The organism is Vibrio sp. 2433-A1 (assembly GCF_056726085.1).
In genome coordinates, this window is record NZ_JBRESC010000002.1 from 155,351 (window position 1) to 180,777 (window position 25,427).

Sequence of the window (25,427 nt, forward strand, 5' to 3'; positions counted from 1 at the left end):
TCCATTTGACGGAGCGGTTTTGTGCTCTAACAATCAAAAAAGCCGCCACATGAGTGACGGCTTTGCTTCAATTAGACTGTTTTAAACAGGGATTAAGCCAGTTCAGCTTTTTCCGCAATCAACTTATCAACCACGCTTGGATCCGCTAGCGTTGATGTATCACCTAAGTTGCTGGTATCACCGGTTGCAATCTTACGTAGGATACGACGCATGATCTTACCTGAGCGAGTCTTCGGCAGAGAGTCTGTCCAGTGCAGTACGTCAGGTGTCGCGATTGGGCCAATCTCTTTACGTACCCAGTTCTTTACTTCAGCGTGGAGTTCAGCACTTGGGTACTCACCATCATTTAGCGTGATGTAAGCGTAGATTGCCTGACCTTTAATATCGTGTGGAATACCGACAATTGCTGCTTCTGCAATCTTATCGTGAGCCACCAGTGCCGATTCGATCTCTGCAGTACCCATGCGGTGACCAGATACGTTTAGTACGTCATCAACACGGCCAGTGATCCAGTAGTAACCATCTTCATCACGGCGAGCACCATCACTAGTGAAGTACATGCCTTTAAAGGTAGAGAAGTAAGTCTGTTCGAAACGTTCATGGTCACCGTAAACGGTACGCATCTGACCTGGCCATGAATCTAGAATGACAAGGTTACCGTCCGTCGCGCCCTCAATGATGTTACCCATGTTATCAACTAGAGCAGGTTGAACACCGAAGAATGGACGAGTTGCTGAACCTGGTTTTAGGTCTGTCGCACCTGGAAGTGGCGCAATCAAGATACCGCCAGTTTCAGTTTGCCACCATGTATCAACGATCGGTGAGTTTTCGTTACCGATGGTTTTGTAGTACCACTCCCAAGCTTCAGGGTTAATTGGTTCACCAACCGAGCCCATAATACGTAGGCTGCTACGCGAGGTGCCTTCAACCGCTTCATTGCCTTTCGCCATTAGCGCACGAATAGCGGTTGGCGCTGTGTAAAGGATGTTGACTTGGTGCTTATCGACCACTTGGCTCATACGGTTAGTGCTTGGGTAGTTAGGCACGCCTTCGAATAGAATCGTCTTGGCACCGTTTGCCAGTGGTCCGTAGATTAGATAAGTGTGGCCAGTAATCCAACCCACATCAGCCGTACACCAGAAGGTTTCTCCTGGTTGGTAATCGAATACGTATTTAAACGTCATCGCAGCATAAACGAGGTAACCGCCTGTGGTGTGAAGTACGCCTTTTGGTTTGCCTGTTGAGCCTGACGTGTAAAGGATAAATAACGGATCTTCTGCTTTCATCTCTTCTGGTGGACAGTCTGAAGAAACGTTCGCTGTTGCTTCATGCCACCAAACGTCACGGTGCTCATGCCAATCTACATCACCGCCCGTGCGTTTCATGACAATCACTTTCTCGATGGTTTTCACTTCAGGGTTGGTCAGTGCTTCATCAACGTTTTTCTTCAGTGGAACCGCACGGCCACCACGAACGCCTTCGTCAGCAGTAATGACGACTTTCGCGTCTGAATCGATAATACGGCCAGATAGGGCTTCAGGAGAGAAACCGCCGAATACCACAGTGTGAACCGCACCGATACGAGTACAAGCCAGCATCGCAACCGCCGCTTCTGTCACCATTGGCATGTACAAACAAACTACGTCGCCTTTGCGCACGCCTTGCTCTTTTAGTGCGTTAGAAAACTCACACACTTCTTTGTGCAGTTCTTTAAAAGTCAGTGTCGCATCATCATTTGGATCGTCGCCTTCCCAAATAATAGCGACTTCGTCACCGCGCTCGGCTAGGTGACGGTCAATACAGTTTGCAGATACGTTGAGCGTGCCATCTTCAAACCAACGAATATCGACGTGGCCTGTATCGAAAGAAGTATTCTTAACTTGAGTGAAAGGCTTAATCCAATCGACAATCTTGCCGTGTTCACTCCAGAAACCAATAGGGTCTGTTACAGACTGTTGGTACATGGTTTGGTAAGTATCGTTATCCGCGTGTGTATTTTTTTTGATGTTCTCTTTTACCGGATAAATGTGGGCTTCACTCATTGCTTATCTCCTTGTGCTCTATTCAACCCGAATCGAGCAAGTGTCCGTTTAAAACGATAAGGTCACCTGACCCTGACGTCGTAAAATCCCTGTGCCTTTAACTTTCAATCACGCGCGAAGATTCGACAATTAGACTTTAGGATGAGAGAGAGAAATCTGCTTAAAAATGAAAGAACTATGTTTGAAATTGAGAGTTAGATCTAAGCTTACATTAGCGTGTGTAGGGCAGATTTAGGCTAGGTAGATCACCTTTTGTTAGCCGAACGAAGATAAGTGCGGCAGCAATGGCATCTTGCAGAGCGTCATGTTTGTTCTGTAATGGCAGATCTAAGTGTCTACAGATCGCGTCCAAACTGAGGTCGAAATAGGCATTTGGCAAATGCTTTTCCAGCTTGTCGTGGTAGATCTGACTCACTTCAATCAGTGGATTTGGCAGTGGAAAGCCAAGTTGTTTGCAGCACGCGAGGTCGAGAATTTTCTTGTCGTAGCGGATGTGGTAGCCCACCAGTGGTCGATTTCCGATGAACTCTAATAGTTGGATAAGCGCTTGTTTCTCATCAATACCATCGACGAGGTCTTGATGTCGAATGTGATGAATTTTGACTGAGCCTGAGTCGAGTGATTGCGGGGCACGTAAACGCACTTCAAATGGCTTGCTAGTAATAATCCGGTTATCAATGATTTTGGTGGCAGCGATGGTAACCAGCTCAGCCCTTTTAGGATCTAAACTGGTGGTTTCACAGTCAAGAGAGACATACTCCCCTTTGGCGACTGAAGAGAAGAGTGACTGATAGGGCGAGCCTTTCAGTTTGTAATACCAATAACGTCGTCGAAACCAGTTCATACCGCTGCCTCTAGTCTCTGATTTGATAGTGATAGCCTAAGAACTGCTTAAACTTTTTCACTACATGCAAGCTATGTCTGAGTAAGTCACGCTCGGTTCGATCGATTTGTTTGAGGTCGATACGATTGTGGCTGTGCTGATTAGTCAGCTGCTGGTGAAGGCGTAGTTTAAACAATAGTTTCAAGGCTTCACTGAGGTTGTCAGCGGTATCGGGCTCTAAAATGCGCTTGATACGCAAAGCCTCTATTCTCTCGAAGGTGTTCTTCTCTTCGATACCATATTCCAACGAAAGGGTACGAATACCGTGAACGATCGGGAAAATACCGCCACTTTTGACATCGATGCCTTGCTTATCTTTTTTGACATTGCCAAACAGAGTGAGCGGCAGTGAGAATTGTAACGCTGGACGAGAGAAATCTTGCAACGCAAGCATGTTGCCTTTCATGATTTGCTTAAGATGCTCGCTAATCGGCTCTAATAAACTGGTATTTCCCGCGACGGCGTGAGCGTCAGTAAAGATCGCCAAATCCATCACCTGCTGGGCGGAGTTTGGTCTCGACCATTGGCTAATCGTACTCTTCCACTCGCTTTGCGTTTTGACCCATTTAGGATTGTTGACCATCACGTTGCCAGGGCAGAGTGGGTAGCCGAGTTGCTGCAAGGTGTGGGTGAGAGTCTCCATTACGGACTCGCACTGATGCCACTGCAGTCCATCTTTGATGATAAGCGCATTATCTTGGTCGGTTTTAAGGATTTGTTCACCACGCCCTTCTGAGCCTAAAACGATCAAACAACAGTGATCGTGAAGGGCGGGGGGAACAATCAGTTCAAAGGCTTTCTCGATAATCTGTTCATTGACTGCTGAAATCAGCTCCATGATAAAGCGCGTGCGAATGCCATTGCTGAGCAAGCTCTCGACTAACTGACGTTGGCGATTAGAGGCCAAGGCGAGCTCTTCAATACTCGATGAGCGGGCAATACTCAGGGTTAATACATGAGAGTGGGTCGAGAAGGCACTGAGGATCTGGGTCATGTCGAGCATGCCGACCGCGTCTTTGCCATCCGCGACCATGACACGTTTAACGCGGTGGCGCGTCATTTTGATCATGGCGTTGAAAAGGAACTCACCATCCTCAACGTGAATCACAGGAAAGGTTGCGATTTTGCCAACGGGGGTATCTAGGGGGTGATTGTCGAGCATCACCGCATGGAGCATATTGGTTCTTGTGATAATGCCATAGGGCAGTGAGTGTAAATCATCAATCAATCGCACATCTGTATCATGTAGACGGACTAGTGCTGAATCGATGCCATTGTCTTTCAGGGTTTGGGTGACTTCATTAAGAGGCTGATCGGAAGAAAGCACCATCGGCGGGTGGTAAATCTCACTATCGACTTTAGTCAAAATAAACTCAGCCAAGTTTTGCTGCTGTTGGGCCGCTTCAATCAACTCTTGGCGACGAGCAAGGTTGGTATCAAAGTAAGCAGCGAACTGGCCATTCTCGTTGTACAGCTCAATGAAAACAGATTTAGGCAGCAGATAGGCAAGCGTATCTTCGAGTGCGATGTACTTATGTTTGACCGAGGTTTCAAATAACGCTCGAACATCAAACAGGTCTTCATTGGCGTAGTGGGCGAAGATTTCGCTGTCATCTTGAGAGCGTTCTTCAACGGCACCTTTGATAATAATATGCAGATGCTGGCTAGTGTCACCGGCCTGCAGTAAGGTTTCTCTTGCGCGAAAGTAAGCCACATCGAGTGAGCTACGCAGACGGTTTTGCTGCTGGGCATCAAGTCGATCGAAAGGCGGGGAATGCATATTAAATTTGTCTGGCATACTGACCTACTCACGCAATCTTCTATCTGCTAAGTGTGCGTGATTTATATTTTTCTTCCAGACGACTTTGGTCGAATCTATTGCTCTAACAAGCACACGTGATTGATTATCGATGATGCAAATGGTGAGAATAGGGAAACTTACTTGTGACGATTATTCCCTTTTTATTGACAGTAAAGGTAAGGATAATGGCGCCGTTCTGTTCTTATTCACTCAGCATTCAGAGGTCGCAATGCTCACCCCATCTCCATATGGCTGGATCTCCCAGTATTTTGTCGGTTTTTTCTTTGCCTACGGTGTTTACTTGCCGTTTTGGGCACTATGGTTTGAAGAGCAGGGCGTATCTGCAACCGACATTGGTGTGCTAGTCGGTATCGGCTTTGCGACGCGTTGTGTGGCCAATATGGTTTTAACGCCTCGTTTGCATAAAGTCGAACACCTTATGCCAGCCCTGCGTTGGTTAAGCTTCGCGGCATTGTTGTTTGTTGGTTTCCACTTCTTTGCTGGTGGAAGCTTTTGGTTGATGGTATTGGCGACGGTGCTGTTTAACCTCTGTTGTGGTCCTGTCGTGCCAATATCTGATGCGATGGCGAATTACTACTCACGACTAAAAATGCTTGATTACGGCCGTACCCGACTATGGGGATCGATTGCCTTTATTGCTGGCTCGACAGTGGTTGGCTTCTTAGTGGCGAAGTTTGGCACTAATATGATTCTTTACACTGCGTTGGCGGGTGTGTTAGCTGCGCTAGTACTGAGTATGCGCAACATTGATCCGATGCCAGTCACGACTGAAGAAGTTGATGCCCAGCGTCCAAAATTGTCTGAGTTATTACGCGAAGTGCCAGTGATTAAGTTTCTTGCTTTGGTGGCGTTAATTCAGGGCAGTCACGCCGCCTATTACAGTTTTAGCTCGATTTATTGGAAAGGGGCGGGCTACTCAGAAGATATTATCGGCTACTTATGGAGCTTAGGTGTAGTTGCTGAAGTAGCGGTATTTGCGCTCAGTAAGCGTCTGTTCGCCGGTTGGAGCTTAAGAGCACTGTTTGTTGTTGCTGCACTGGGCGTAGTTGCTCGTTGGGGATTAACCGCATCAACGACCGCTTTGGTGGCGTTAGTACTGATCCAACTTTTACATGGCGTGACCTTCGCGATGGCCCATATCGCGGCGATTCAATATATCCAACACTGTGAGCAGCGTAAGATGGTCGCGCTACAGGCACTGTACAACGCGATTCCACTTGGCGCCTTTATTGCGCTAATGACGACACTTAGTGGCTGGGGTTATGAGCATTGGGGCGCTAACGTATTCTGGGGGATGGCCGCAATGGGTGTCTTGGCGCTGTTTATTAAACTCGACCCACAACAAGCCAATGCAACGCAGCCAGTGAAAGCAGAGCACAAACCACAGAATTAGGTCTATCTGATTGAGTTCACTGGTTATCCTTAGTTAAATGAAACCTCTCCAAGTTGGAGAGGTTTTTTATTTGTAGTTAAAAATGCGCACAAGATAAGGATATCGGATGCAAGGCTGGTTAGTGATTACGGTTTCACTGCTCTATCTCGGGCTGCTGTTTCTCATTGCTTGGTATGGCGACAAACGCCAGACTTGGCTCGCTAAGTGGCGTCCTTGGGTCTACAGTTTGTCGATTGCTGTCTACTGTACCTCGTGGACTTTCTACGGCACGGTTGGGCAGGCGAGTAATAATCCTTGGTCGTTTTTACCTATCTATCTTGCACCCATTTTAGTGTTTACCTTTGGTTGGCGAATCTTAGCGCGGTTGATCATTACCGCCAAACGAGAGCACATTACTTCTATCGCCGACTTTATTGCGGCGAGATACGGCAAGTCGCAAGGGCTAGCTGTGGTGGTCACCTTGATTGCCGTGGCTGGCATATTACCTTATATCGCGTTGCAGCTACGTGGTATCACGATGGGGCTAGAGATTATTGCCCCTCAATTGCCTGTCCATCTAGAGGGTTCAAGTTTTGATGTCTCTTGGTTTGTCGTTGCCGCACTGGCGATTTTTACCATGCTGTTTGGTACTCGTCATATCGATAATACTGAGCATCATCGTGGCATGATGATGGCGATCGCGTTTGAGTCGATTGTTAAGCTGGTGGCGTTCCTGGCGGTCGGATGCTTTATTCTTTTCCTTGCCCTTAACCGTAGTGATGTTGAACTGGCTGAGATTGCTAGCCAAACCTACCAGTCACCTAATGTGCCAACCCTGCTGATTCATACCGTATTAACCATGCTGGCGATTGTCTGTTTACCACGTCAGTTCCATACTATGGTGGTGGAAAACGAGCGAGCTCAAGACCTGCATACCGCGCGTTGGCTATTTCCTGTCTACCTGATTTTAATGGGGATCTTTGTCTTGCCGATCGCTTGGGTTGGACAAAGCTTGTTGACCGATGCCAGTCCTGATACCTATGTGATTAGCCTGCCGATGGCGGTTGGTGCGCAAGATGTAGCGTTATTGGCATTCTTAGGTGGCACGTCAGCGGCGAGTGGCATGGTCATAGTCTCGACCATTGCCTTGGCGATCATGGTCTCGAATGATTTGGTTATGCCACTGTTGCTACGTCGGATGCGTTTATCACAGCGCACTCATCGTCACTTTTCTGGGTTGCTACTGGTCATTCGCCGCGGGCTAATTTTACTTTTGCTGTTGGGGGCGTGGGGCTTCTATCAAGCGTTTGGCAGCATTCATTCTTTATCTGCGATTGGTTTCCTCTCCTTTGCTGCGATTACTCAGTTTGCTCCGGCGTTGATAGGTGGCATGTACTGGCGTCAGGGGAACCGAAAGGGGGTCTATGTTGGTTTAGCGGTTGGCTTTACCTTATGGCTGATTACCTTGATGAGCCAGACCGATATGCTAGCGGGGTCGGCTGAGAATAACTTCTTACTCTGGCTGATTACTCCGCCAGAGCTGCTGCAAAACTGGGATGTGAAAAATTCTGATTGGGGTATCGTACTCAGCGTTACGCTTAATACCCTTTGTTATGTGGTGATTTCACTTTTTACCCGGGCAAGTTTAAGTGAGCGCTTACAGTCGGCATCGTTTGTTGGTACGCCATTGCCAGAAAGCGAAAATATGAGCCTCTATCAGAGTCGAGTTACGGTTGGCGAACTAGAAATGCTCGCTTCACGTTTTGTTGGCCGACAAAGGGTGCGTAATGCATTCAGGCAGTATTGGCAGCAGCAACGTGAGACTATGCTACCTAATCAACAAGCCCCTTCGACACTGATACGACATACAGAGCGTGTACTAGCCGGTGTGTTTGGTGCCTCATCAGCAAAGTTAGTACTAACTTCTGCACTGCAAGGGCGCAACATGCAACTGGAAGAGGTTGCGACCATTGTTGATGAAGCGTCAGAGCTGTATGACTTTAGTCGCGGTCTGTTGCAGGGGGCAATTGAACATATCGGTCAGGGCATTGCTGTGGTTGATAAACAGCTCAGGCTGGTGGCTTGGAACCAGCGTTATTTAGAACTGTTCACCTTTCCTGCCGGATTAATTCAAGTTGGGCGGCCGATTGCTGATGTGATTCGTCACAATGCCGAGCAAGGGTTATGTGGCCCGGGCGATCCTGAACAACATGTTCGCCGCCGTGTATTCCACTTAGAGCAAGGTACTCGTCATACATCATCGCGTGTGCGTCCTGATGGGCGAGTGATTGAAGTGCAAGGTAATCCGATGCCTGGTGGTGGGTTCGTAATGAGCTTTACCGATATCACCGTATTTAGAGATGCCGAGCAGGCTCTAAAAGAAGCCAACGAATCCTTGGAGGAGCGTGTACACAAGCGGACTCAAGAATTGGAAAACCTCAATAAGCAGCTCGTTGCTGCGACGCAACGTTCAGAGTTAGAGTCTCAATCAAAGTCTCGTTTTTTAGCCGCTGTTAGTCATGATTTGATGCAACCACTCAATGCCGCGCGTCTGTTTGCTTCTTCATTGTCGGAAGTCGCTAAGGATGCGGAAACAAAGCAGCTTTCTCATCATATAGAGAGTGCACTTGGCGCAGCGGAAGATTTGATTGGTGATTTGCTTGATATCTCGCGTTTAGAGTCGGGCAAGTTAGACATTAACGTGCATGGCTTTGCGATTAATGACGTGCTCGCCAACCTCAATGCTGAATTTAGTGCCCTTGCTAAGCAGCAAGGTATTGAGTTTAAGATGGTGCCAAGTCAGTTGTTGGTTCAGTCCGACCCGAAATTGCTTCGACGCGTGGTGCAAAACTTCTTAACCAACGCGTTTCGCTATAGCCCGAAGGGGAAAGTGGTGCTTGGTGTTAGACGTGTCGGTAATCAAGCTCGTATCGATGTGTGGGATAACGGGATGGGGATTGACGAAGATAAGCAGCAAGAAATCTTTGAAGAGTTTAAGCGTGGGACACAAGTTCGCTCCGATCAGGGGTTAGGTTTAGGCTTGGCGATTTCCAAAGGGATTGCTCATGTACTTGATCATCAAATCACTATGTGTTCTTGGCCGGGTAAAGGCAGTGTCTTTTCGATCACTTTGGCGCGCAGTGAACAGGCTGTTGCTCCGGTGAAAGCGACGTCAGCCAGCGCAGTGTCCGATCTTAGCCACCTTAAAGTGTTGTGTGTGGACAATGAAGCCGATATTTTGGTCGGGATGGAGAACCTGCTCGGGCGTTGGGGATGTGATGTTCGAACTGCTGTCGATTTAGTCCATTCACTTCAGGCCATTGAGGAAACATGGGTACCCGATGTGATTTTGTCTGATTACCGACTTGATAACGGTCGTACCGGGTTGGAAGTGTTGCAGCAATGTCGCTTGCGTTTAGGTGATAGCTTTGAAGGGGTGATCATCAGTGCTGACCGCACAGAAGATATGTTGGATGGTATTAAGTCGAATGGCTTTAGCTTTATTCCTAAGCCTGTTAAACCGCTGAAATTGAGAGCGGTGTTGAATCGGGTCTAAGCGGGAGAATCTAGTTGCTAGGTTTGAGAATGCTCTGCTGCTAGAAACTATGACTTTATGAAAAATGCCCACCATTTGGTGGGCATTTTAGCTTGAGACTTAAAGCTAGCCTTTATAATTCTTTACTGCTTGGTTCAGCACTTCATTGGCTACGCTAGCTTCTTCTATCCCCTGCAGAACCATACCGCCGTCTTTGCCCTTGTAGTTACTAAACCAAGTACCGACGATTTTAGATGCGCCGTTAAACTCGTTATCCAATTGAGAAACGGATTTAATGTCAGACAATGGAGAGCCTTCAGTCATGACAGCAAGTAGCTTGTCGTCTTGTTCGCCATCATCCAGCATCTTAAGTACGCCAATTAATCGAACCTCGGCAACTGAGCCACGTGGTAAAGAGTGGCCTAATACGATGACATCAAGTGGGTCACCGTCGCCGCCAAGCTCTTTGGGAAGCGCCGTGCTTGGAATTGCACCGTAATTGCCTGGGTAACCGAGGTAATTCACGACACGTGGTTTGCCCTTTTTAAATTCCCATATGACTTGAGATGTGTCTTCCTTGTTGACTTCCCATTTCTGGTTGGTTCCAGTAGGGATCTCGATGATGGCATTGATCGTGCCCTCTGCATTAATGGCTGGAATACCCATTAGATCAACGTTTGAAGTCAGAGTGTAAGTATCTGTTTGGGTAATGGTGTGGTTATCTGCAGCTATTGCTGGCGAAGAGGCAATAAGTAAAGAGAGTAGTAGCTTTTTCATTGAAGTAGTCCTTTTCATAGAGTTTGCGTAAATCTACGGCAGGACTATTTCAGTTTTATTAAGTCGCTGATTCTTCGTTATTCTGTAAACAGCGTTTCATACTTGACGAAAGCGGTTTGGGTTTCACCGTAGTACAGTGTGCCTTCAGCTTGAATGGCCACTCGTAGCCAGCTCTCTGCGGAGTTCGGCTTTGGTAACGAAACCGCCCAGTGCTGACCAGTACTATCAGTCGACGCCATATCGATAGGTTGTGCACTCTGATCTTGGCTATCGACCAATGATAGTTTGACGCCTTCAAGAGGGAAGGCAGCTTTTAGAGATAAATCTAGCCCTTGCGCGGTGAGCTTTTCTGAGCGGAACTGCACTTTAAAGTCACCATTTGTCATATCGCACAAACCACTGGTATAGCGGCAGTTTGATTTAGCAGCCAACTTATAGGTTTCTCCTTCTTTAGCCGCATGAGGTTTTTCACTCAGCGCCATATCAGTACCAAAATAGGCAATCAGAGAAAGAATCGGGGCGATTAATAAGGCAATAAGAAAGTGCTTGTTTTTGAACATAAAATACTAATTCCATCAATTATCTGTTCATTTTTACTGGCTAAAATCGCTGATAACTTCGTTAAAGATTTTGAAGGTAGAGCAACTAGCTTCAAAATCTTTGCCTTGTTCTAAGCGATTTTTTCTGCGTAACCCCTGAACATATAATCAATGGCATTCGTATGCTTCCTTGCTACGGTTCAGGGAATTTCTAATTATTAGAATAAGTTAAGCGAATAAAAAAGCCCCAATCGGGGCTTTTGTGGTTTAGGTATAATTTTAGTGGTCTACTGCACCGCCAGCGCCTGCTGGTACACGTACGTGTTCAACCAAGTCTTTAACTTCTTGTGGAGTTTCAGCTGTTACTTTCGATACAGCGAACGCGACTGCGAAGTTAAATACCGCACCAATTGCACCGAATGCGTTTGGCTCAATGCCTAGGAACCAGTTGCTACCCCAGCTTTCTAGGTATTTCCAGTCAGCAACAAATAGGATGCCTTTGTGTTGGAATACGTAGAATAGCGTGATACTGATACCTGCAATCATACCGGCGATTGCGCCTTCCTTGTTGATACCTTTGCTGAAGATACCCATCATCAACGCAGGGAAGATGGAGGATGCGGCGAGACCAAAGGCCAGTGCTACCGTACCGGCTGCAAAGCCTGGCGGGTTGAGCCCAAGATAACCTGCCACCGCAATCGCCACCGCCATGGATATTCGACTGGCGAGAAGTTCTTTCTTCTCGGATATATTCGGATTGATGACGCCTTTGATTAAGTCATGGGATATCGCGGACGAGATAGCCAACAATAGACCTGCCGCGGTTGATAGTGCGGCCGCTAGACCACCTGCTGCCACAAGTGCGATAACCCAGTTAGGTAGTTTCGCAATCTCAGGGTTAGCCAGTACCATGATGTCACGGTCAACTTTCAACTCGTTGGTTGCAGCGCTAGATGTGTATTGGATTACGCCATCGCCGTTCTTATCATCAAAGCCTAGTAGACCTGTTTTCTCCCAGTTCTTGAACCAATCAGGACGCTCATCGTAAGCTAGGTGCTGACCTGGAGCAGGGTTAACCGTGTCCATGAGGTTTAGACGTGCCATTGCTGATACTGCAGGTGCAGTTGTGTATAGAATCGCGATGAACACTAGAGCCCAACCCGCTGATGTGCGTGCGTCACGAACCTTAGGTACAGTGAAGAAACGGATGATTACGTGTGGTAGACCCGCAGTACCAATCATGAGTGACATTGTGTAAACGAACATGTTTAACGTATCGCCACGGACTTGGGTGGTGTATTCACTAAAGCCGAGTTCGGTGACCACTTGGTCGAGCCTATCAAGCAGATAGACATCGGTGCCTTGGATGGTACTCCCAAGACCAATCTGAGGTAGAGGGTGACCTGTTAGTTGCAGAGAGATAAAGATTGCAGGGATAGTGTAAGCTAAAATGAGTACGCAATATTGAGCAATCTGCGTGTACGTGATGCCTTTCATGCCGCCCATAACCGCGTACATAAATACGATACACATACCGATCAGTAGGCCTGTAGAGTAATCAACTTCTAGAAAACGACCGAACGCAACACCAACACCTTTCATCTGACCGATAACGTAAGTTACTGATGCGATGATTAGACAAACAACCGCTACGATACGTGCTGCGTTTGAGTAGAAACGTTCACCTACGAACTCTGGTACAGTGAACTTGCCGAACTTACGTAGGTAAGGTGCAAGTAGTAGTGCTAGAAGTACGTAACCGCCAGTCCAACCCATTAGGAATACGCTGCCGCCGTAACCCATGAAGGCGATAAGACCAGCCATAGAGATAAATGATGCTGCTGACATCCAGTCTGCTGCTGTTGCCATACCGTTTGCGATTGGGTTTACACCACCGCCTGCAACATAGAACTCTTTAGTTGATCCAGCACGAGCCCAAATCGCAATACCGATGTAAAGGATAAAGGTCGCACCAACAACGAGGTAAGTGATAGTTTTCAAATCCATCTGAGTTACTCCTTACTCATCTACGCCGAATTCACGGTCGATTTGGCGCATTTTCCACGCGTAGTAGAAAATAATACCTAGGAAGGCATAGATTGAGCCCTGTTGAGCAAACCAGAAACCTAGCTTGTAACCACCTAGTTGAAATTGATTGAGTTGATCGACAAATAAGATGCCGCAGCCGAAAGAAACGACGAACCAGATAATCATTAACGAGATCATTAGTTTTACGTTCTTATCCCAATAGGCTTTGGCTTTATCCTGACTTTCAAACGCCATTGCCGCCTCCTTACGATTGGTTTTGGGTTGTTAAAAAAATGTTTCACCATCTACATTAGCAAGGGGGTGGCAAGAACTCTTTTCAACTTTAGTCGCGACGGGAAAAACAAAAAGCGCCCATATAACGGGCGCTTAGTAGATGACTTATTGATTCTTGTGATGTTAATGCTGTGTTAAATTAGCCTAAAGTCTAACGTTTCATCTTTAAATCTTTCAATTTTTATTAGGCTAAGTAGAAATCTTTGATCCCCATCAGCAGGTTATTGACGGCGACAGCCGCCAAAATTAGGCCCATTACGCGGCTGATAATCGCTGCGCCGACATTACCAATCCATTTTTGAATATGGGTAGCACCGAGAAGGAGGAGCAGCGTAATCAACAATACAGACACCATGACGCCAGCAGTGATGCTTTGATCGACCAATGAAAAACGGTGGTTATCGGTCAGCATAACAATGGCCATCATCGCGCCAGGAGAGGCAATCGATGGAATCGCTAATGGGTAGACGGCTAAGTCTGCTAAATCTGAGTGGCTGACTTCTTTAGACAGTTTGGTCTCTTGCTCAGGTTTAGATTCACCAAAAATCATCGTAAGGGCGAACAGTAATAGAACTAAACCACCCGCGGCCTGAAAAGCTGGCAAGGGAATTTGCATCGCTTCGAGTAACAGTTGTCCTACGAGTAAGAAAAACAGCAAAACACCAGTAGCGATAGCTACGGCTTTTAATGCGACTAGTCGGCGCTGTTTAGCTGACAAATGTTGAGTTTGGGAAAGGTAGACGGGAACAGATCCAATTGGATCGATAACCGCCCAAAGAACTACGAACTGTGTAATTAAAATGCTTAACAAGAGAAGTACTCCCAGAGTTGATGAACAGAGGGGTAAATCAGATTGTCGCCTGATGTCCTCATCCTAACAGATTTCTGAGAGTAATAATGTAAAATTTAGTAACTTAGACTTCAGATTCTAGCTGTTGCAACAATATTACCGCTTGAGTTCTGTTTTTTACGCCTAATTTTCTGAAAATCGCCGTCATATGGGCTTTTATGGTCGCTTCAGATACATTTAACTCATACGCAATCTGCTTGTTAAGTAGTCCATCAGATAGCATTCCAAGAACTTTGTACTGTTGAGGAGTCAAGGTTGCTATTTTTTCAGCTAAGTCATTGCATGCTGCATTGTTGGTGATTGAGCCTTCAGGAAAAAACGGTTCGCCATTGAGGACTTGGTTGAGTGCGCTGACTAGCTCACGCATATCGCTAGATTTAGGAATAAAGCCAAATGCACCATGACTTTTAACCTGAGTGACTACCGCTGATTCTTCACTCGCTGAAACGACAACAATGGGTAAGTCTGGGTATTCAGCACGCAGTTGGATTAGGCCAGACATACCGTTGGCGCCTGGCATCTTCAGATCAAGTAGCAATAGATCAGGTTCCTCTTCTTTTTTAAGTAGTGAAAGCAGGGCCTCTAAAGAGTCTGCTTCGAGTAGGTTGGCACCACTCACTGCCATGTGCACCGATTGGAAGAGTGCATTACGAAATAGCGGGTGATCATCTGCAATGATAATGGTGTAAGTCGAATCCATGACGTTAACTACTTATGACTGTTTAGTTAATAGAATTATTGTCATCTTTGCGATTGTGGACAATATTTATCCGCTAAAAGTCTGAACTGTATCGGGTTTTATTAGCAAAATTGCATATATATGTCGGACAGCGAAGGTTGAGTGTGATTGGGAGAAGGGGAAAGCAACGCCAGCAAATAAGCTGGCGTTGTTTGAATTGCTTAAAAGTTATGGCTGCCCAAATGCTTGAGGAAAGTCTCTTCATTCATAAAGCCAGTAATGCGAGCGTTTGAAATTGGCTCGCCATTGGCGTTCCAAAATTCAATAGTCGGTAATCCCAGCACGCGCATTTCTTTGAGTAGTTCAATATCTTGCGGTTGGTTACGCGTGACATCTGCTTGAAGCAAAACGAAGTTTTTCAATTTGGCTTCTACAGCTGGCTGGTGGAAGGTGTACTTCTCGAACTCTTTACAAGCTACACACCAGTCGGCGTAGAAATCGAGCATCACTGGCTTACCAGCCAGTTTTGCACTTGCTAACTGCTGGTTTAATTCTTCAATATTGCTGATTTGGATAAATTCAATCTGACTTTTTTGCTCTACCACATTGTTGCTAAAGTAGTAATTCAGCGCTGGTTGAGCCGAAGCAAATAAACCAAGCACAGCAATAATGCCGACTACGCTCTGCTTCCAACCACCAAACGGCAGTGAGTTTTTAACATGATATAGCCACCCAAAGGCTGCAATGCCAAGCCCCGACCACAGCGCGGTTGCCCATAGTTCAGGCAAGATACGCTCTAGTAAGAAAATAGGCGCTGCAAGCAAGATAAAGCCGAACAGTGTTTTCACGCGATCCATCCAGTTGCCCGCTTTTGGCAGTAATTTATTGCCAAATACCGCTACTAGCATCAATGGGATACCCATGCCAATAGCTAAGGCATACAGAGCAATACCACCAGTCAAAAGATCGCCACTTTGAGCGACATAAAGTAGCGCTCCCGATAGCGGCGCGGTGGTACATGGTGAGCAAACCAGACCGGAAATCGCACCCATAGCAAACACGCCCAGTGAGCTGCCGCCTTTCTGCTTATTACTTAGATTGTTTAACCAAGTCTGTGCACTGCTTGGCAGTTGAATGGTATACAAGCCAAACATCGAAAGTGCCAACGCAACAAACAGAACACTAAGACCGATCAGAACGTACGGGTGCTGCATGGCTGCTTGGAACTGCATACCTGCAGACGCCACCACCAGCCCAAGTAGGGTATAGGTGAGCGCCATACCTTGGACATAAATAAAGGCTAGCCCCAATGCGCGAGTATGGCTGAGCTTACCGCTGCCCAATACGATACTGGTTAAGATTGGGTACATAGGTAGCACACATGGTGTAAAAGCTAGGCCGACACCTAAAGCCAAAAACAGCAGTGGTGTCCACCAGTTGTCACCCAGCTTTGAGGCTAGGTTTGATTCACTTGATACCGGTGATGAAGTGCTCTGTTGAGTGGAGGTTGTTTTAGTCGCAGTAGTTGTTTCAACGGGTGTTACTGCACTTGATTTTTGATCGTCAAAGCGGGTCAGGTCGACAACTCGTGTCTCTGGCGGGTAACAGAAGCCTGCTTTGGCACAGCCTTGATACTGAATTATCAGGCGCGCACCTTCTTGATAGTTGCCCAGTGGGACGTCAACAAATAGTGGTGTGGTGTAGATGTTGACCTCACCAAAGAACTCATCATTGTGTGGTTCGCCATCACGCATTTCTACATCACCTATTGTGACGTTCTCGCCACTGACGGAAATACTATGTTGGTAAAGGTAGTAATCGTCTTTTACTTGCCAATCAATCAGAACATGGTTGCCTTGCTGAAAGGCATTAAACGGAAAAGCTTCGTCAACAGGGACAAAGGTACTGTTGTTATTACCAAAGCTTGGTGTCGAATTTGAATTGCCAAACAGCGCCATAGCGGGTGCGGAAATAACAGAAAGAGACAACAAGATTAGAGATAAGACGAAGCGCATAAAAGAGTCACTTGAGTTAAATTTTCAACATTTTAACTCAATCAGACAGAGGATAGGGGGAATAAGTTTCACCTTAAGAAAATTATTCTACAGTTCGAGAGGTTGCTCTAAAGGCGGCTGCGTGTGAGTGACAGCCGCAATACAGGATTAAGCTACGCCGAGTCGTGCTCGAACCACGCGCTCACAGGCATCGATATGGTCGGTGTCTTTAGGAATAACTAGCACAGTATCGTTACCACCAACAGTGCCTAAGATCTCGGTGTGAGGGTCAATATCCACTAAACGTGCAACAAGCTGGGCACTGCCTGGATGGGTCTTAACGACCACCATAGCTTGATTATGAGTAATAAACTCAATTTGAGAAGAAATCGAGGATTCGACTCGCACAGGGGCTGTTTCTACCGTAATGCAGTAGACCTTTTTGCCGCAGGCATTTTGTACTTTCACAACTCCGAGCTGAGACAGGAGTCTTGATACCGTGGATTGGCTAATGCCATGAAAACCAATATTGACCAGTGCTTCTCGCAACTCATTTTGGGTTGTGAAACTCTGTTGTTGCAATAGACGTTTGCAGGCAGCGGTTAGCGTTTTATCTTGGCTGTAATCAATGACACTAGGGTTTAGAGTTTCACTCATGAGAACTCCTTAAAACATGACGTAATAATCAATCGTCCATGTGGCTATTGGGCACTCAGATCCATGTAAGTGCAATCCATTATTGAGCGGCCACTCTTTGGTGACTTAATTTTGATTATCAGTCTACCACCAAAGTATATGTGGCTTTGTGAATGGGATCGCCAAATAAAAAACTATTCAAGTAACTGTAATTAGGAGTGAATTCTGTCTGTTTGCGGATATTTATTCCGAGGGTGGCATAAATATCCGCATCATTTTATTGTAAGGTGTCGCAACCTAGATGGGGTGGTGTTAGCGAGCTTCTGTCATGATTTCACGAGAGAATACTTTTTCACAGTAGTGACATTTTAGCTGCACATTGTCATGTTTTTCTTGCACCTTAAAGCGACTTTCTACTGGTTCTCCATGTGAAATACAGTTGCTGTTCGGGCATTCAAAAACACTTTCAATACTGTCAGGAAGTGCCAAGTTGAGTTTATTCACTACCCTGTACTCTTCAATCTGGTTTACCGTTGCTTTCGGTGCGTAAAGAGCTAACTGATTGGCCTGTTCTTTAGTCAGGTAGATGTTCTCAATCTTAATCAGATCTTTCGCGCCTAGTGCTGACGATGGTAGGTTCAAGCCAATCGTGATGCGCTCGTTGGTCTTGTGCATCTTAAACAACTTAAGCACTTTAATACCAATATGGGCAGGGATATGGTCAATAACAGAGCCGTTACGAATCGCTTCTACCTGAAGTTGAGTTTCTTTCACCATGATATCTCTCCTGCTATTAAAGGGTGTCGTTAAGAACAAGGGCCAACAAAGCTTCACGTGCGTATACGCCATTTTCAGCTTGTTCGAAGTAGTAAGCGTGTTTGGTTTTGTCGACATCGACCGTGATTTCATCCACACGAGGTAGAGGGTGGAGTACTTTAAGGTTGTCGCGCGCTTCTGTTAAGGTTGCTGCTGTTAGGATGAAAGCCGATTTCATGTGCGCGTATTCCGACTCGTCAAAACGCTCTTTCTGTACACGCGTCATGTAAAGTACATCCAACTCTGGCACCACTTCTTCAATGTTGTTGTGCATGCTGAATGCAATGCCTGACTCTTCAAGTTCTTCACAAATGTAATCTGGCATCGCCAGTGCGTCTGGTGCGATAAAGAAGAAGCGAACGTTATCGAACTTGGCTAATGCTTGAGTTAGAGAGTGAACAGTACGGCCGTATTTTAAGTCACCGACGAATGCGACGTTGAGGTTGTCCAACGTACCTTGAGTTTCGTAGATTGAGAATAGGTCGAGTAGTGTTTGTGTTGGATGTTGGTTCGCGCCGTCGCCACCGTTGATGATAGGGACACCGTTAGAAAATTCCGAAGCCAGACGTGCAGCGCCTTCTTGTGGATGACGCATAACAAATGCATCAACATACGAAGCGATAACTTGTACCGAATCAGCCAAGGTTTCGCCTTTTTTCGCCAGTGATGTGTTACCACCGTTATCAAAACCAATCACGCTGCCACCTAAACGCTCAACGGCCGTTTCAAATGAAAGGCGAGTACGAGTTGATGGCTCAAAGAAGCAGCTTGCGACCACTTTGTTTTTCAACAGTTCTGGATTAGGCTCAGCTTTTAATCTTGCCGCCGTATCGACGATAAGCTCTAGCTCTTCACGGCTGAGCTCAGGGATGGAAATGATGTGCTTATTAAATAACGAATGCGCCATAGCAATGCTTCCTAGTCGTGATTTATAGACAAAAAAAAGCCCCCTGAAATAGGAGGCTTTAAAATAGAATCAATGGAGAAAATGAAACAGATAGCGATCCCAGTTGAGGGCGCTTTTTAATACAGCAATGAGCAGTAGTAAACGGTTTCATTGTTCTCTCCTAAGACAAATTGCGGAGGATTATACGCACAAAAAAACGCCGCGCAAGCGTTTGCGAAAAGTATCCATAAATTGGATTTTTATGCGAATTTCGCTTCCTTTCGCTACTTTTATCCAACCTTTGGCTGAACTTGCTTGAGGGCATTTTTGTGTATCAATCATTAAATCGTCGATGAAAAAAAATGCGGGCTTTATTCAGACATAATTGAGAAGAGTCTTCATGCCACCCGCATTTCCCTGCAGAATACTCTTCATATTTGAAACTGTAGCGGCGTTAACTGCATTCATTCGCTTCAATCATTTAGCGGACTAAACTCAGGAAGACTCATTCACTTGTTGCCTTGCTACAGCTCCAACTATTTTGAGTATTAACTGCGACTAATGGTGATTAATCACCTAGTGTCGCAACCATTACCGCTTTAATTGTGTGCATGCGGTTTTCAGCTTCATCGAAGACGATAGAGTGTTTAGACTCAACCACTTCATCGGTTACTTCCACGCCGTCTTTCAGTTGTGGGTACTCAGCCGCTAGCTGTTTACCTACCGTCGTATCTTCACCGTGGAACGCTGGTAGGCAGTGCATGAACTTCACATGTGGGTTGCCCGTTGCTTTTAGCATTTCCATGTTCACTTGGTAAGGCATCATTAGGTTGATGCGCTCAGCCCAAGCTTCTTTCGCTTCACCCATAGATACCCAAACGTCAGTGTATAGGTAATCACAACCTTGAACGCCTTCTTGTACGTCTTCAGTTAGGGTGATTTTCGCACCTGTTTCTTCAGCGATTTCACGACATGTTGCGACTAGCTCTTCTTCTGGCCAGAACGCTTTAGGTGCCACTAGACGGATGTCCATGCCCATTTTCGCTGCGCCAACCATTAGCGAGTTACCCATGTTGTTGCGTGCATCACCTAGGTAAGCAAACTTCATTTCGTGTAGTTGTTTGCCGCGGCCGTGTTCCATCATAGTTAGGAAGTCAGCTAGGATTTGAGTTGGGTGGAATTCGTCTGTTAGGCCGTTCCATACTGGTACGCCAGCATATGCGCCTAGCTCTTCAACGATCTCTTGACCGAAGCCACGGTACTCGATGCCGTCGTACATGCGACCAAGCACGCGAGCGGTATCTTTCATTGACTCTTTATGACCGATTTGAGAGCCAGATGGGCCTAAGTAAGAAACTTGAGCGCCTTGGTCAAAAGCTGCAACTTCAAATGCACAACGTGTACGAGTCGACGTTTTTTCGAAGATTAACGCAATGTTTTTACCTTTTAGACGAGGTTGCTCATAGCCGTTGTATTTTGCTTTTTTCAGTTCCGCAGAAAGATCCAAGAAGTGTTGGATTTCACGTGGAGTAAAGTCTAATAGTTTTAGGAAGTTACGGTTACGTAGGTTAAAAGCCATGATGTTTTCCTTCTTTGTTTTGTATGCGCTCTCCTGGTTGCAGGGAAAGAGGTAAGAAAGCGCACAAGGTAATTGGTTTTAAATAGCTAATGTTTATTTAGGGCCTAGCCTTTAGTGATGTTAGTGCCGGCTGTGCCTTGAAGAATTTGCAGACCATCTTGCAGTGAGCCTATGCCAACCACTTTGCCGCCTTGCTTAATGAACTCGCACGACGCTTCGATTTTTGGCCCCATAGAGCCGGCATCAAATTGGTATTTCGCCAGTTCGCTTGGAGTCGTGCTGCGCAGTGCATGTTGAGTTGGTTTGCCCCAATCTAGGTAAACTGCGTCGGCATCGGTCAGGATAAGCAGTGCATCTGCATCTAACTGTTTGGCTAGGAATGCAGCTGACATATCTTTGTCGATAACCGCTTCCACACCGACTAACTTGCCGTTTTCACGTTTCACCGGAATGCCGCCACCGCCAGTACAAATCACTAAGTGACCTTGTTCGATAAGCGCAGTGATCGCTTCATGCTCGATGATGCCAGTTGGTTGTGGGCTTGGTACTACGCGGCGAAAGTGCTGGCCGTCTGGCTTGATTGTCCAACGGTACTTCTCAGCCAGTTCACGCGCTTCCGCTTCTTCGTAAATTGGGCCAATTGGCTTCGTTGGGTCAGCGAACGCAGGATCTTTTGGATCGACGGTCATTTGGGTCAACATGCAAGTTGCGTTGACGGTTGGCATTTGGTTTTTGAATTCTTGCATCAGCATGTAGCCGATCATGCCTTGAGTCTCACTGCCCAATACGTCGAGTGGGTAAGGCGCCACTTTTTTGTATTCCAAACCTTGTAGGGCTAGTAAGCCAACTTGTGGGCCATTTCCGTGCACAAGTACTACGTTGTACTCTTGAGCGATCTCAGAAATGGTTTTTACCGCGATTTCAATATTGTGGCGTTGCACATCTGCTTCCAACGGCTCACCGCGACGAAGAAGCGCATTACCACCTAGTGCTACAACTACAGTTTGTTTAGTCATTGCTGTTATCTCTTTGCAGGGGGCAGGAGAAATATCCCTCCTGCCAAATCAACTGATTACTTAAATGCCGTCACGTTCGATTGGGCAGCTCATGCAGCGAGCGCCGCCGCGACCACGACCTAGCTCATCACCTGGGATAGGGAGTACTGTGATGCCTGCTTTGTCGTATTTCTCATTGGTGTAAGTGTTGCCTTCGTAGCCGATAACTACGCCTGGTTTCACAGTAAGAACGTTGTTCGCGTCATTCCACTGCTCACGTTCTGCGTGGAAGTTGTCACCACCGGTTGTGATAAGATTTAGCTTGTCTACGCCAAGAGCTTTCTCAATCGCAGTTACGAAGTAGCCTTCTTCTTTGACGTTGACTGCGCCAGACTCATCACCAGTTAGGCTCCAGCATTTAACGTCTTTACGCACCACTTCTGGGTAGACAGAGAAGGTGTCTTCGTTCATGTGCGTCATTACAGTATCTAGGTGCATGCAAGAGCGGTGTTTTGGTAGCTCCATTGCAATGATTTGCTTCGCTTGACCATGTTTGAATAGGCCAGATGCTAAGTGCTCAACACCTTGTGCGGTTGTACGCTCAGACATGCCGATAAGTACTGTGCCGCGACCGATGACCAATACGTCACCGCCTTCGATGGTTGAGTTGTCGTAGTTGATGTTTTCGTCATCGCCAAAGTATTTGATGAAGTCTTGGCCTGCGAAAGTTGGGTGCCAACGGTAGATAGCGCGAACATGGTTGGTTTCACGTTGACGAGCGGGTTTCGCCATAGGGTTGATAGATACGCCACCGTATACCCAGCATGAAGTGTCACGAGTGAATAGGTGGTTTGGTAATGGCTCGATGATGAAGTCTGTTGGAGCGTGAAGACCTTGCAACATAGAAGAAGACTTCATTGGCATCTCTGCGTAAGACAGACCACCGGTTAGGATCTTCGCTAGCTCAAGGTTTGGAAGGTCACCTAGGTAGCAGCGCACGTCGTTAGCAAATGTTTTACCTAGACGGTAATCAGACACCTGACGGCTTAGTAGCCAGTCTTTCGCTTCTGGCACTGCAAGTGTGTCAGCAAGAAGGTCAGTCAGCAGTAAAACCTCTACACCTTGGTCGCGTAGCGTTTGAGTAAACACATCGTGCTCTTTACCTGCACGCTCTACTGCGAGTACATCGTCAAACAGTAGGTCATGACAGTTAGAAGGTGTTAAATGAGTGAGAGCGCGTCTAGGACGGTGAACAAGAACGCGACGTAATTGACCGATTTCAGAACCTACGTAAAACTTACTCATGATCGTATCTCTCTTATATTTATTTTATTAGCTTTAATTTAAAAGCTAATAATTAATTTGTAGGGAATAGAAGCGTGAATTTATTTATTCACTTATTTTGTTTCTGGAATTCATATTACGCCTGTTGGCAGGGGATTCTTAGAGGTCAATCACAGTTCGTTTTTTATACGTCAAGCCTTGATTTACAAGGGTTTTAACAATATCTATTCACTTGTTGCTCGGATGTAAATGCCCTATTTAGGTAGCTTGTAGGGAAGTTTATGCATCACTTTATGCGCATTATTAGATTGGCGCTGATTAATAGGAAGAATATTCAATTTAATTCGATTGATAAAACAGTGAATAGATTAGAAATATGCACTATAAGTTCCTAGTTAAGTGGTTTTGAATAGTAAATTATCCCTCTGGTAACAAAACTTTTGATAATAAATTTGTTCTGGATCACATTGGTTATTTAAAGCACGTTGAACACTAAAACAATATGGATTAATAAAGTTAATTAATATCGATAGTTTTTCTTATTAATAGAGATTGAAAATAATAATTGGATAGACCTGCATTCCATAGGGCGACGCAGGAGTGAATAGGGAATCTCTAAAATATCGCGTCTAGAGTTAAGAGATCCCCAACTCGTTCGTCCCTCACTCTTGAGGATGACGGTGCTGTAGTGAGGAGGAGTTTTGTGGTCATTCCATAGAGAGACGAAGGAACGAGTAGGGAATCTCTAGATGGTTTCTTAGCTAGCCTAGATATGAGAAAAGCCGCACTAGGGCGGCTTTGGGAGAGGGCTCACTTCCTGTGAGCCGGGTAAGGAAAAGAAACGATTAACTTAGATTAGCGCAGCAATACTTAGACATACGATGCAGAACAGAGTCAGAATCGCGAGTAGTGGCGCTACCCATTTCACCCAGCGAACGTAAGGGACGCGAGCGATTGCCAGACCACCCATTACTACCGCAGATGTTGGCGTAATTAAGTTCACTAGACCTGAAGCTGACTGGTAAGCAGTGATCACAAGCTCACGACCAACACCAGCAAAATCAGCAAGTGGTGCCATGATTGGCATGGTTAGTACCGCTAGGCCTGACGTTGAAGGCACTAGGAACGACAGCAGAATCTCTAGGAAGAACATCACGTTAATGAACACTACAGACGATAGGCCGGTCACCATTTGCTCTGCAGAGAACAAGATAGTATCAGTGATCATACCGCGGTCCATGACCACCACGATGCCGCGAGCAATACCGATAATCAGTGCAACACCCAGTAGGTCACGAGCACCGTCAATAAAGCTGTTGGTAAAGTCTTCTTCACTCATGCGAGCGACTAGACCAACAAGAATCGTTGCTGCTAGGAACATAGCTGAGATCTCAGCCATCCACCATCCTGCTACTGACACGCCGTAAATCATTACCCCGAATGAACCACCGAAGATAGCTAGGATAATTTTACGTGTTGTTGTGAACTCTAGAGAGCCGCCATCTTGATTGCCAAGGAAGTGTGCTTTGTTCTCTTCGTACTTGTCGTAAACGATAGACTTACTTTGGTCTTCACGAACCATGCGAGCGTAACGCATTACGTAAGCAACACAGATACCGTAGCCAATTACTAGCATGATTGCGCGTAGCATGATGCCATCGGTAAAAGGAATGCCAGAAGCGTTGGCAGCAATTACCGTTGCGAATGGGTTAATGGTAGAACCTAGTACACCGATACCTGCGCCGAGCAGTACAGTCGCTGCGGCAACGAGAGGGTCAAAGCGTGCTGCCATCATCACAGGAACGAGTAGGGTGTAGAAAGGCAATGACTCTTCCGCCATACCATAAACAGTACCACCCGCTGCAAATAGTGCCATCAAGATAGGAATCATCATCTCTTCTCTACCTTGCAAGCGATGGGTAACGCGTTCGATACCCGCATCTATTGCACCAGTTTTGGTTACTAGGCCTAGGAAACCACCGATGATAAGAATGAATAGGGAAACATCGATTGCAGCAGCTTCATAGCTATTGTGGTCGTAGAAGCCATCAATCGGTGCTAGCAGAACATCAATCACACCTTGAGGGTTGCCTTCAACAGCCTGATAGGTGCCTGTTACAGGAACTTCACGACCTAGGTCTTCATTCATTGCGCGGTCGTATTGACCGGCAGGAACGATCCAAGTCAGCATTGCCACTAAAGCAATTAAGATAAAAAGAATGGTGTATGCAGAAGGGAATTTAAAGTTGGCAAAGAAGCCACCTTTTTTTTCTTCGGTCGGTACGGTTTGGGTTGTCATGGCTATCTCCTTACTTTTATCTATATACCGATAAATAAAAGTGAATCAGCGACTCATCGTTATTAAAAATGAAATAACTCTGTAGGGAAGTTATTGGTAATTGGAATTTTCATATAG

At 46.2% G+C, this 25,427-nt stretch carries 19 protein-coding genes; 2 read left to right on the forward strand and 17 right to left on the reverse strand.

Annotated elements, in window-relative coordinates:
* Positions 1 to 92: 92 nt before the first annotated feature.
* The 3 genes from acs to ACU01J_RS03200 all read right to left on the reverse strand — a co-directional run bounded on the left by acs (position 93) and on the right by ACU01J_RS03200 (position 4,723).
* Positions 93 to 2,042, reverse strand: coding sequence for an acetate--CoA ligase (gene acs / locus ACU01J_RS03190; RefSeq protein ID WP_481084385.1), 1,950 nt, complete (start codon positions 2,040 to 2,042; stop codon positions 93 to 95).
* A 211-nt stretch (positions 2,043 to 2,253) separates the two neighbouring features.
* Positions 2,254 to 2,886, reverse strand: coding sequence for a 3'-5' exonuclease (locus ACU01J_RS03195; RefSeq protein ID WP_481084386.1), 633 nt, complete (start codon positions 2,884 to 2,886; stop codon positions 2,254 to 2,256).
* A 10-nt stretch (positions 2,887 to 2,896) separates the two neighbouring features.
* Positions 2,897 to 4,723 (reverse strand): DUF294 nucleotidyltransferase-like domain-containing protein, encoded by a 1,827-nt coding sequence (locus tag ACU01J_RS03200; RefSeq protein ID WP_481084387.1) that lies wholly within the window; start codon positions 4,721 to 4,723, stop codon positions 2,897 to 2,899.
* A gap of 232 nt (positions 4,724 to 4,955) precedes the next feature.
* On the opposite strand from ACU01J_RS03200, the gene ACU01J_RS03205 reads away from it, so the two are divergent.
* Both ACU01J_RS03205 and ACU01J_RS03210 read left to right on the forward strand, forming a co-directional pair.
* Positions 4,956 to 6,140, forward strand: coding sequence for a 3-phenylpropionate MFS transporter (locus ACU01J_RS03205; protein ID WP_481084388.1), 1,185 nt, complete (start codon positions 4,956 to 4,958; stop codon positions 6,138 to 6,140).
* 106 nt (positions 6,141 to 6,246) lie between these two features.
* Positions 6,247 to 9,675, forward strand: a complete 3,429-nt coding sequence (locus ACU01J_RS03210; RefSeq protein WP_481084389.1) for a hybrid sensor histidine kinase/response regulator — start codon at positions 6,247 to 6,249, stop codon at positions 9,673 to 9,675.
* A 105-nt stretch (positions 9,676 to 9,780) separates the two neighbouring features.
* Here the strand turns inward: ACU01J_RS03210 and ACU01J_RS03215 are convergent, their stop codons facing one another.
* From ACU01J_RS03215 to ACU01J_RS03280, 14 genes are all read right to left on the reverse strand, one after another.
* Positions 9,781 to 10,431: an inorganic diphosphatase gene (locus ACU01J_RS03215; RefSeq protein ID WP_481084390.1), complete on the reverse strand. Its 651-nt coding sequence runs from the start codon at positions 10,429 to 10,431 to the stop codon at positions 9,781 to 9,783.
* 77 nt (positions 10,432 to 10,508) lie between these two features.
* Positions 10,509 to 10,991, reverse strand: coding sequence for a hypothetical protein (locus ACU01J_RS03220; protein WP_481084391.1), 483 nt, complete (start codon positions 10,989 to 10,991; stop codon positions 10,509 to 10,511).
* 258 nt (positions 10,992 to 11,249) lie between these two features.
* The gene (locus tag ACU01J_RS03225) at positions 11,250 to 12,977 is read right to left on the reverse strand and encodes a sodium:solute symporter family protein (RefSeq protein WP_481084392.1); all 1,728 of its coding nucleotides are present in this window, start codon (positions 12,975 to 12,977) and stop codon (positions 11,250 to 11,252) included.
* A 12-nt stretch (positions 12,978 to 12,989) separates the two neighbouring features.
* A complete protein-coding gene (locus ACU01J_RS03230) occupies positions 12,990 to 13,253 on the reverse strand; it encodes a DUF4212 domain-containing protein (protein ID WP_053438797.1) in 264 nt (87 codons plus the stop codon).
* A 223-nt stretch (positions 13,254 to 13,476) separates the two neighbouring features.
* On the reverse strand, positions 13,477 to 14,103 hold the full coding sequence (locus tag ACU01J_RS03235; protein WP_481084393.1) for a MarC family protein: 627 nt from the start codon (positions 14,101 to 14,103) through the stop codon (positions 13,477 to 13,479).
* 103 nt (positions 14,104 to 14,206) lie between these two features.
* Complete coding sequence (locus ACU01J_RS03240) at positions 14,207 to 14,842, reverse strand: response regulator (RefSeq protein ID WP_481084394.1); 636 nt, start codon at positions 14,840 to 14,842, stop codon at positions 14,207 to 14,209.
* A 200-nt stretch (positions 14,843 to 15,042) separates the two neighbouring features.
* Positions 15,043 to 16,836 carry a protein-disulfide reductase DsbD gene (locus ACU01J_RS03245; RefSeq protein ID WP_481084395.1) on the reverse strand — a complete coding sequence of 598 codons (1,794 nt, stop codon included), beginning with the start codon at positions 16,834 to 16,836 and terminating at the stop codon, positions 15,043 to 15,045.
* Between the two features lie 147 nt (positions 16,837 to 16,983).
* Entirely contained in the window at positions 16,984 to 17,472 is a 489-nt protein-coding gene (locus ACU01J_RS03250) for an arginine repressor (protein WP_481084396.1), read from the reverse strand.
* A 291-nt stretch (positions 17,473 to 17,763) separates the two neighbouring features.
* Entirely contained in the window at positions 17,764 to 18,228 is a 465-nt protein-coding gene (gene pyrI, locus ACU01J_RS03255) for an aspartate carbamoyltransferase regulatory subunit (RefSeq protein WP_481084397.1), read from the reverse strand.
* 16 nt (positions 18,229 to 18,244) lie between these two features.
* A complete protein-coding gene (gene pyrB, locus ACU01J_RS03260; RefSeq protein ID WP_481084398.1) occupies positions 18,245 to 19,174 on the reverse strand; it encodes an aspartate carbamoyltransferase in 930 nt (309 codons plus the stop codon).
* A 547-nt stretch (positions 19,175 to 19,721) separates the two neighbouring features.
* The gene (locus tag ACU01J_RS03265) at positions 19,722 to 20,732 is read right to left on the reverse strand and encodes an ornithine carbamoyltransferase (RefSeq protein WP_008078865.1); all 1,011 of its coding nucleotides are present in this window, start codon (positions 20,730 to 20,732) and stop codon (positions 19,722 to 19,724) included.
* Positions 20,733 to 20,836: 104 nt separating this feature from the next.
* Positions 20,837 to 21,748, reverse strand: a complete 912-nt coding sequence (gene arcC / locus ACU01J_RS03270) for a carbamate kinase (RefSeq protein WP_481084399.1) — start codon at positions 21,746 to 21,748, stop codon at positions 20,837 to 20,839.
* A gap of 60 nt (positions 21,749 to 21,808) precedes the next feature.
* A complete protein-coding gene (gene arcA, locus ACU01J_RS03275; RefSeq protein ID WP_481084400.1) occupies positions 21,809 to 23,032 on the reverse strand; it encodes an arginine deiminase in 1,224 nt (407 codons plus the stop codon).
* An 829-nt stretch (positions 23,033 to 23,861) separates the two neighbouring features.
* Positions 23,862 to 25,310 carry a YfcC family protein gene (locus tag ACU01J_RS03280; protein WP_481084401.1) on the reverse strand — a complete coding sequence of 483 codons (1,449 nt, stop codon included), beginning with the start codon at positions 25,308 to 25,310 and terminating at the stop codon, positions 23,862 to 23,864.
* Between the last annotated feature and the right edge of the window lie 117 nt (positions 25,311 to 25,427).

Bases quoted from the DNA above. Each gene is read 5' to 3' on its own strand.
- acs (WP_481084385.1), bottom strand. From the start codon at position 2,042: ATGAGTGAAGCCCACATTTATCCGGTAAAAGAGAACATCAAAAAAAAT.
- ACU01J_RS03195 (WP_481084386.1), bottom strand. From the start codon at position 2,886: ATGAACTGGTTTCGACGACGTTATTGGTATTACAAACTGAAAGGCTCG.
- ACU01J_RS03200 (WP_481084387.1), bottom strand. From the start codon at position 4,723: ATGCCAGACAAATTTAATATGCATTCCCCGCCTTTCGATCGACTTGAT.
- ACU01J_RS03205 (WP_481084388.1), top strand. From the start codon at position 4,956: ATGCTCACCCCATCTCCATATGGCTGGATCTCCCAGTATTTTGTCGGT.
- ACU01J_RS03210 (WP_481084389.1), top strand. From the start codon at position 6,247: ATGCAAGGCTGGTTAGTGATTACGGTTTCACTGCTCTATCTCGGGCTG.
- ACU01J_RS03215 (WP_481084390.1), bottom strand. From the start codon at position 10,431: ATGAAAAAGCTACTACTCTCTTTACTTATTGCCTCTTCGCCAGCAATA.
- ACU01J_RS03220 (WP_481084391.1), bottom strand. From the start codon at position 10,991: ATGTTCAAAAACAAGCACTTTCTTATTGCCTTATTAATCGCCCCGATT.
- ACU01J_RS03225 (WP_481084392.1), bottom strand. From the start codon at position 12,977: ATGGATTTGAAAACTATCACTTACCTCGTTGTTGGTGCGACCTTTATC.
- ACU01J_RS03230 (WP_053438797.1), bottom strand. From the start codon at position 13,253: ATGGCGTTTGAAAGTCAGGATAAAGCCAAAGCCTATTGGGATAAGAAC.
- ACU01J_RS03240 (WP_481084394.1), bottom strand. From the start codon at position 14,842: ATGGATTCGACTTACACCATTATCATTGCAGATGATCACCCGCTATTT.
- ACU01J_RS03245 (WP_481084395.1), bottom strand. From the start codon at position 16,836: ATGCGCTTCGTCTTATCTCTAATCTTGTTGTCTCTTTCTGTTATTTCC.
- ACU01J_RS03250 (WP_481084396.1), bottom strand. From the start codon at position 17,472: ATGAGTGAAACTCTAAACCCTAGTGTCATTGATTACAGCCAAGATAAA.
- pyrI (WP_481084397.1), bottom strand. From the start codon at position 18,228: ATGGTGAAAGAAACTCAACTTCAGGTAGAAGCGATTCGTAACGGCTCT.
- pyrB (WP_481084398.1), bottom strand. From the start codon at position 19,174: ATGGCGCATTCGTTATTTAATAAGCACATCATTTCCATCCCTGAGCTC.
- ACU01J_RS03265 (WP_008078865.1), bottom strand. From the start codon at position 20,732: ATGGCTTTTAACCTACGTAACCGTAACTTCCTAAAACTATTAGACTTT.
- arcC (WP_481084399.1), bottom strand. From the start codon at position 21,748: ATGACTAAACAAACTGTAGTTGTAGCACTAGGTGGTAATGCGCTTCTT.
- arcA (WP_481084400.1), bottom strand. From the start codon at position 23,032: ATGAGTAAGTTTTACGTAGGTTCTGAAATCGGTCAATTACGTCGCGTT.
- ACU01J_RS03280 (WP_481084401.1), bottom strand. From the start codon at position 25,310: ATGACAACCCAAACCGTACCGACCGAAGAAAAAAAAGGTGGCTTCTTT.